Genomic DNA, 6,548 nt, shown 5'->3' with positions numbered 1-6,548 from the left:
CGGAATTGGTAGACGCGCTAGCTTCAGGTGTTAGTGTTCTTACGGACGTGAGGGTTCAAGTCCCTCTCTTCGCACCAATCGATAACTCTCTCCGGTAACATCCCCAAAGAAGCATCCCATTGAAACGATAAAGAACACGCGAAAGCGTGGTTTTGCGTTTTCAGCCCAGGTTGAAGTTCAGACCGATAGCCGCCAATCCCCCCGCTAACGCCATGCAAGACGGCAGCAGCAAGTAGTGACGCCAGCGGCTGTTAAACAGCATCACCAATGTGGCCAGCATCGCGATCACAATGAGCGTACGCAGTTGCATCATATCCAGGTTGATCAATGCCAGTAACGGCATTAAAGCGCATGGCAACAAAACGCCCCAGGCGCTGGCCAAACGGTTGCCCAGGCACCAGCTGACGCCCCACAATCCGCATGCGGTAATCATGGCTGCAATCATGATAACCCTACCCTTTAAGTGATAATGATAACCAATATCATATACCACTTTTTTTCACTGCGCATCATTTTCACCCCGTCGACCAAACACGGATGACATAACGGTGGAAAAATGATAGTTTGCCATAAGAAAATTCTTAGTCTTATTCGCATGTTAATAATCACAATCAAAAATCATACAATGCGAATGCTTAATTCATACCGAAAGAATTTTTCGCCACCTTCATTTTTCGACAGATCGATATTGTAAAGAGTGAACTCCGTATGAACGCGCGTTCTTATCAGGAACTGCTAAATAGCAAGCACCGCTTATCATTATTTTTATTTTTGTTGATGAACGTCGCGTCTTCCCTATTTACATTATTGGTTCCGTTTAATAACAAGCCCGCTTTTACCCTGCCTTTATTAGGGATACCGCTATTTTGTATGGCAGCACTGTTATTCACCTTGCAGTCTCCGCGGTTATACGTAAAAAAATTGAATCTATTTTCCTTTGTTATTGGTTTGCTGTGGGCGGCACATATTTACCTTAAAAGTCAGTACTGTGCGCCGAACAACCAAAGTTTTCTATTAATTAGTCTGTTCAGTATGTTTTTTATAAGTGCTATTGCCCTAACGGATAACTTTATCGCTTTCTGCCTGCATGCCGTGCCTTCCGCATTGGTCATTCTATTACTGGATGGGATGCACAATACCGTACGGATCGTATTCACCACGGTATTGCCGATTATCGCTTTCTCTATCCACCACTTGATGCTCAAACGCAGTGAGATCTTTACGCAAACGCTGGTGGCTAATCTGTATAACGAACGGGACAGGTTCAGCAATTTAAGCATGATCGATCCGCTAACCGGGCTTTATAACCGCCGTGGCCTGGAAAATAAAATCAATATGCTGAGTGCCTCGCCGTCGGGTTGCCATTTCGTTGTGTTACTCGATATCGACCACTTTAAGGCTTATAACGATAATTATGGTCACACCATGGGTGACCAGGCGTTGGTGCAGGTGGCGATCACCATCCGTGATTCGGTCCGTTCGCGCGATATTGTGGTGCGCTATGGTGGGGAAGAGTTTCTGGTGCTGCTGACCAACGTAAGCGAGGAATACGCCACCCTGTTGGCCGAAAGAGTACGGCAGCGGGTGCAGGAATTAAAAATCCCACACCGCTTCAACCAGTTGGAAAGCACGACCGTGACGCTCAGCGCCGGGATATCCGCATTGGATAAACTTGACGTGTCTGCAGCGATCCGGGCCGCCGACGCCGCACTGTATCAGGCGAAAAACAATGGTCGTAACAATATTCAAGTGGCGCCAAACGTGCAGCCCGCCGCTGTCTGAGCCGGCGGGCCTGGTGCTTAGCGGCGGCGCTGCTGCAAACCGTAAGCAAACACCACGCCGAAGCACAGCAACGGCAGCACATAGGACAGCGCCGTACTGTACTTGTCCGCCAACGCCCCCATAAAGTAAGGCATGATGGCGCCCCCAACGATCGCCATGATCATAAAGGAACTGGCACGCTTGGTGTGTTTACCCATGTTTTTCACGCCCAGGGCAAAAATGGTTGGGAACATAATCGACATGAAGAAGAACACGGCGATCAACGCCACCACCGAAACCCCGTCCATGCTGAGCATCACCACGCCACACAACACCATGTTAATCAGCGAGTAAAACATCAACAACGTGGCCGCTTTGACCCTGCCCATCAGCCAGGTACTGAAAAAACGTCCCACCATAAAGCAAATCATGGCGATAGAAAGCAAGTAGGATGCGCTTTGGTTGGAAACGTCGCGCCAGTGCTCAGTGGCATAGTTAATAAAGAACGCACCGACGCCGACCTGTGCCGCCACGTAGAAGAACTGGGTAATCACCCCACCGACAAAGTGCTTGTGTTGCCACAAGCCTTGAACGATTTGACCGTGCTCAGGCTGTTCTTCTTCACGAATATCCGGCAGCCGTGTACGACTGAACAAAAAGGCAATCAGCAGCACCAACACGGCAATTGCCACGTAGGTCATCTTCACTGCCCCCTGGTCACCGCTACTTGCGCCCTGAGTGGCAGAGAAAAACAGCGTGCCGCCGATCATCGGACCGATAAACTGCCCCAGACCGTTAAACGACTGGGAAAGATTCAGCCGCCGTTCAGCGCCCTGCACATCCCCCAGCACCGTTGCATACGGGTTAGCGGCCGTTTCCAGGCAGCCCAACCCACAGGCAATAACAAACAGCGCGAACAGGAACATGGCAAAGCTGTTGGCAGACGCCGCCGGCACAAACAGCAATGCCCCCAGCGCATACAAACACAGCCCAATCAGGATTCCGGCCTTGTAACCTTTTTTATCCATAAAATAGCCGGCAGGCAGCGCCACCAGGAAATAGGCGCCGAAATACGCGGCCTGCAATAATCCCGATTGCGCCTTGGTAACGTGCAACGTTTCTTGAAAATGTTTATTCAATACGTCCAACAGGCCATACGACAGCCCCCACATGAAAAACAGGCTGGTGACCAAGATAAACGCCCAACGCAGATTGGCAGTCGCCCTGGCGCCCGCCTGAGGTGGGGCCACAGTTTTTTCAGCAAGCATTGATATATCCTCGGTAGGGTAGGTTATTGTTGTTGCAAAGAGAATATCCGCTCCATCACCACCCATTTATCGCCCTGCGGCGTCCAGGGGGTGGCGACCTGGTAGTGCCACATCAGGGCTTCCCAGCGCTGCACGTGGGGATTGCTCAGGCTGGCGGCATCAAACCGCGCAGCATCGAACTCGGGACTGACCTCAACGATCATGAACAGCCGGGTACCCAGCCGATAAATCTCCATATCCAGGATGCCGTGCTCACGCAGATGAGCGGCGATTTCTGGCCAGATCTGCCGGTGATGGCTCAGGTATTCCTCGATCAGCGCCGGTGAGTCGACCAGGTCTAACGCCTGACAAAAGCGCTGCCCCGCTGCGCCGTTCATGTGATTGCCCGATCAAGATGCAGGTAACCGCCGTCCACCGACAGCCATTGCCCGGTGGTGTGCGACGACCGCGAAGAGATCAAGAACACCACGGTATTGGCAATTTCCTGTGGCGTGGTCATCCGCTGTTCTAAAGGAATACGCGCAGTAATTTTCTCACGCTGCTGTTCCGGTTCCGCGAAGGTGTTAATCCAGCGCTCATACTGCGGCGTGATCACTTCTGCCGGTACCACCGCATTCACCCGTACGCCCTCATGCCGCAGCGACACCGCCCACTCACGCGTCAACGCCAGCACGGCGCCTTTGGCAGCGGTATAGCCGCTGGTGCCGCCCTGCCCACTGAGCGCGGTCTTGGACGCAATGTTGACGATGGCCCCCTTGCTCTTTTGCAAGGCTTGCTGGCACAGGTGTGCCATCAAGTAGTAATGAATCAGGTTTTTCTCCAGCGAGCCGACAAAGGCTTCACGTCCGGCGTCCAATCCCACCCCGTCGTTAACACCCGCGTTATTCACCACCGCATCGATACGACCAAAGGTTTCCTGCGTTTGTGCCACAGCCCGCCGACAGGCTTGTTCTTCACACAAATCGGTGATGATCACGGTGCTCTGCGGCTGCAAGCGGCGCAGCGTTGCCAGAAACTCCCCCTCCGGCATGGCGTTAGTGACAATCACCGGGATCGCCCCTTCTTCCGCCAACAATTGAGAGATGGCTGCGCCGATGCCAGAACCGCCACCGGTAACAATCACCACCTTATCTTTCAGATACAGATCCATAACCAGACTCCGTTAACCCATAAATTCGGCAGGCGGTGCCGCCCCAAATTTCCGCCTGCTGCGAAGGACTCAGCGTGACGATCGCCTGCTCATTCAGTTGATAAACCTGGCTGTATTCACCCGCCAACAGGCACACCGGCCAGTCAGATCCGAACATCAGCCGCTGCGGCCCGAATGCCTCCAGCGCCGCCTCAAAAAACGGGAGCAGCTGCGACGCCTGCCACTGCCCGCCGGGTGCTTCCGTGATCAGCCCGGACAGCTTGCAAACCACGTGCCCCAACGCCGCCAGGGGTTTGATTTGCTGCGCCCAGTGTTTAGCCCCCTGTGCAATATCCGGCTTGCCGAGATGATCCAGCACCAGCCAGTAATCGTCGTGCTCCGCGGCAAACTGCGCTGCCGCGGCCAAATGCCGGTGGGTGACCAAAATGTCATAGGTATAACCCTGTCGCTGCAACGCCTGCATGCCACGCCGCACTTCCGGTCGTGCCAACCACACGTCCGGCGCAGGTTCGTCCTGCACTTGATGACGTAAACCCCGCAGCAAAGGTTGTTGGCGCAGTACGTCGAGCCGCTGCGCCAGCTGCGGTGCGGTTATGTCCAGCCAACCCACCACGCCACATACGCCACGGCTCTGCTGTACCTGCGTCAATAGCGTCTGGGTTTCCTGCTCGCAGTGACGGGCCTGTACCACCAGCGCACCGTCAAAACCGTGGCGTTTCAGCAAGGGCTCAAGCTCTGCCGGGCCAAAATCTTGCCGTAACACCGCCATCTGTTCGCTGATCCACGGATAGCGTTGCGGATGGTAATGCCAGTAATGTTGGTGGGCGTCGATGCGTAGCATGGGCTGTTTCCCGTTCAACCGCGAAACCGGTACTGTTCAAGCGACGATGCATGCATTTCGATCGAATAACCGGGATTGAGTGGTGGCATGTATGCCGCCCCCTTGATGTCACAGGGGTGGACAAAATGTTCATGCAGATGATCGACGTATTCAATTACCCGGCCGTCGTGGGTACCGGCAATGCACAGATAGTCAATCATCGATAGATGCTGGACGTATTCGCACAACCCCACGCCGCCCGCATGCGGACATACCGGCAGGTTGTACTTGGCGGCCATCAACATCACTGCCAGGACTTCGTTAACGCCACCAAGGCGACAAGCGTCGATCTGCACCACGTCAATCGCCTCACGCATGATGAACTGTTTGAATAGGATGCGGTTTTGGCACATCTCGCCGGTGGCAACCTTCACCGGGTAAACGCCTTCGCGGATGCGGCGATGCCCTTCCACGTCGTCTGGACTGGTCGGTTCTTCGATAAACCAGGGTTTGGCGAAGGCCAGATGCTTTACCCAGGGAATAGCGTCGTTAACTTCCCACACCTGATTCGCGTCAATCATCAATTGACGATCGGGGCCGATGACCTCGCGCGCGATGCGCACCCGACGGATATCGTCTTCCAGATCGCGCCCCACCTTCAGTTTCAGGTAGGAGAAGCCCGCGTCGACCGCTTCCTGACACAACCGACGCAGTTTGTCGTCCGGGTAACCCAGCCAGCCGGCAGACGTGGTGTAACAGGGGTAACCCTCCCGCAGTAGGCGCTCCAGGCGCTGCGCTTTGCCTTCGGCCCGCTGCTTGAGCAAGCTGAGCGCTTCCTGCGGCGTAATGCAGTCGGTGATGTAACGAAAATCGATGCAGCGCACCAGTTCCTCGGGTGTCATCTCTGCCACCAGTCGCCACACTGGCTTGCCTTCTGCTTTAGCCCACAGATCCCATACCGCGTTGATCACCGCTCCGGTCGCCAGGTGAATCGCCCCCTTGTCCGGCCCAATCCAACGCAGCTGGCTGTCGCCGGTGAAGCGCCGCCAGAAGGCCCCCATGTCGGCGGTGATCTCCTCAAGCCGGACGCCGACGATCTGGTGCTCCAATGCGCGGATCGCGGCACAGCAAATCTCGTTGCCGCGACCAATGGTAAAGGTCAATCCGTGGCCGCTAAGATCGGCGCGATCGGTTTCCAGAATCACATACGCAGCGGAGTAGTCCGGATCCGGGTTCATCGCGTCGGAACCGTCCAGCGCCAGCGAGGTCGGGAAACGAATATCTTCAACCCGCAGTGCGGTAATCGTCGTCATGGCAATGCTCCTCATCAGGCTTGTACGGTTGTTTGACGCTGTTCACCCAATCCTTCAATGCCCAGGCGCATGGTCTGCCCGGCTTTCAGGTAGATGGGTTGCGGTTTTTGTCCCATGCCGACGCCTGGCGGCGTACCGGTAGAGATCACATCGCCCGGCTGCAGACTCATAAAGCGGCTCAAATAGCTGATGATGTGCGGAATGCGGAAAATCATGGTGCTGGTGTTACCGTCCTG

At 54.9% G+C, this 6,548-nt stretch carries 8 protein-coding genes; 1 reads left to right on the top strand and 7 read right to left on the bottom strand.

All coding sequences use genetic code 11. From position 1 onward, the window contains the following. Positions 1 to 160: 160 nt before the first annotated feature. Entirely contained in the window at positions 161 to 445 is a 285-nt protein-coding gene (locus tag AC2FCQ_RS08320; protein WP_037424165.1) for a DUF1435 domain-containing protein, read from the bottom strand. Positions 446 to 708: 263 nt separating this feature from the next. Here AC2FCQ_RS08320 and AC2FCQ_RS08315 point away from each other — a divergent pair, with 263 nt between their 5' ends. Further along, on the top strand, positions 709 to 1,782 hold the full coding sequence (locus AC2FCQ_RS08315) for a GGDEF domain-containing protein (RefSeq protein ID WP_209634889.1): 1,074 nt from the start codon (positions 709 to 711) through the stop codon (positions 1,780 to 1,782). A 17-nt stretch (positions 1,783 to 1,799) separates the two neighbouring features. Here AC2FCQ_RS08315 and fucP read toward each other — a convergent pair whose 3' ends face one another. The 6 genes from fucP to AC2FCQ_RS08285 all read right to left on the bottom strand — a co-directional run. Continuing rightward, a complete protein-coding gene (fucP, locus tag AC2FCQ_RS08310) occupies positions 1,800 to 3,029 on the bottom strand; it encodes an L-fucose:H+ symporter permease (RefSeq protein ID WP_490308035.1) in 1,230 nt (409 codons plus the stop codon). 23 nt (positions 3,030 to 3,052) lie between these two features. Continuing rightward, positions 3,053 to 3,406: an L-rhamnose mutarotase gene (locus AC2FCQ_RS08305; protein ID WP_490308034.1), complete on the bottom strand. Its 354-nt coding sequence runs from the start codon at positions 3,404 to 3,406 to the stop codon at positions 3,053 to 3,055. Continuing rightward, complete coding sequence (locus AC2FCQ_RS08300; RefSeq protein WP_404760380.1) at positions 3,403 to 4,179, bottom strand: L-fucose dehydrogenase; 777 nt, start codon at positions 4,177 to 4,179, stop codon at positions 3,403 to 3,405. The genes AC2FCQ_RS08305 and AC2FCQ_RS08300 overlap by 4 nt, the downstream gene beginning before the upstream one ends. Beyond that, a complete protein-coding gene (locus tag AC2FCQ_RS08295; RefSeq protein WP_490308033.1) occupies positions 4,157 to 5,020 on the bottom strand; it encodes an amidohydrolase family protein in 864 nt (287 codons plus the stop codon). The genes AC2FCQ_RS08300 and AC2FCQ_RS08295 overlap by 23 nt, the downstream gene beginning before the upstream one ends. A gap of 14 nt (positions 5,021 to 5,034) precedes the next feature. Then, positions 5,035 to 6,312: an L-fuconate dehydratase gene (locus tag AC2FCQ_RS08290; RefSeq protein WP_490308032.1), complete on the bottom strand. Its 1,278-nt coding sequence runs from the start codon at positions 6,310 to 6,312 to the stop codon at positions 5,035 to 5,037. A 14-nt stretch (positions 6,313 to 6,326) separates the two neighbouring features. Beyond that, on the bottom strand, positions 6,327 to 6,548 hold a 222-nt coding region (locus AC2FCQ_RS08285), incomplete at its 5' end, for a fumarylacetoacetate hydrolase family protein (protein ID WP_490658449.1).

The sequence above is a fragment of the Serratia sp. CoH_134_PS_4 genome, from assembly GCF_058190535.1.
This window is presented reverse-complemented; position numbering and strand designations above follow the sequence as displayed.

Bases quoted from the DNA above. Each gene is read 5' to 3' on its own strand.
- AC2FCQ_RS08320 (WP_037424165.1), bottom strand. From the start codon at position 445: ATGATTGCAGCCATGATTACCGCATGCGGATTGTGGGGCGTCAGCTGG.
- AC2FCQ_RS08315 (WP_209634889.1), top strand. From the start codon at position 709: ATGAACGCGCGTTCTTATCAGGAACTGCTAAATAGCAAGCACCGCTTA.
- fucP (WP_490308035.1), bottom strand. From the start codon at position 3,029: ATGCTTGCTGAAAAAACTGTGGCCCCACCTCAGGCGGGCGCCAGGGCG.
- AC2FCQ_RS08305 (WP_490308034.1), bottom strand. From the start codon at position 3,406: ATGAACGGCGCAGCGGGGCAGCGCTTTTGTCAGGCGTTAGACCTGGTC.
- AC2FCQ_RS08300 (WP_404760380.1), bottom strand. From the start codon at position 4,179: ATGGATCTGTATCTGAAAGATAAGGTGGTGATTGTTACCGGTGGCGGT.
- AC2FCQ_RS08295 (WP_490308033.1), bottom strand. From the start codon at position 5,020: ATGCTACGCATCGACGCCCACCAACATTACTGGCATTACCATCCGCAA.
- AC2FCQ_RS08290 (WP_490308032.1), bottom strand. From the start codon at position 6,312: ATGACGACGATTACCGCACTGCGGGTTGAAGATATTCGTTTCCCGACC.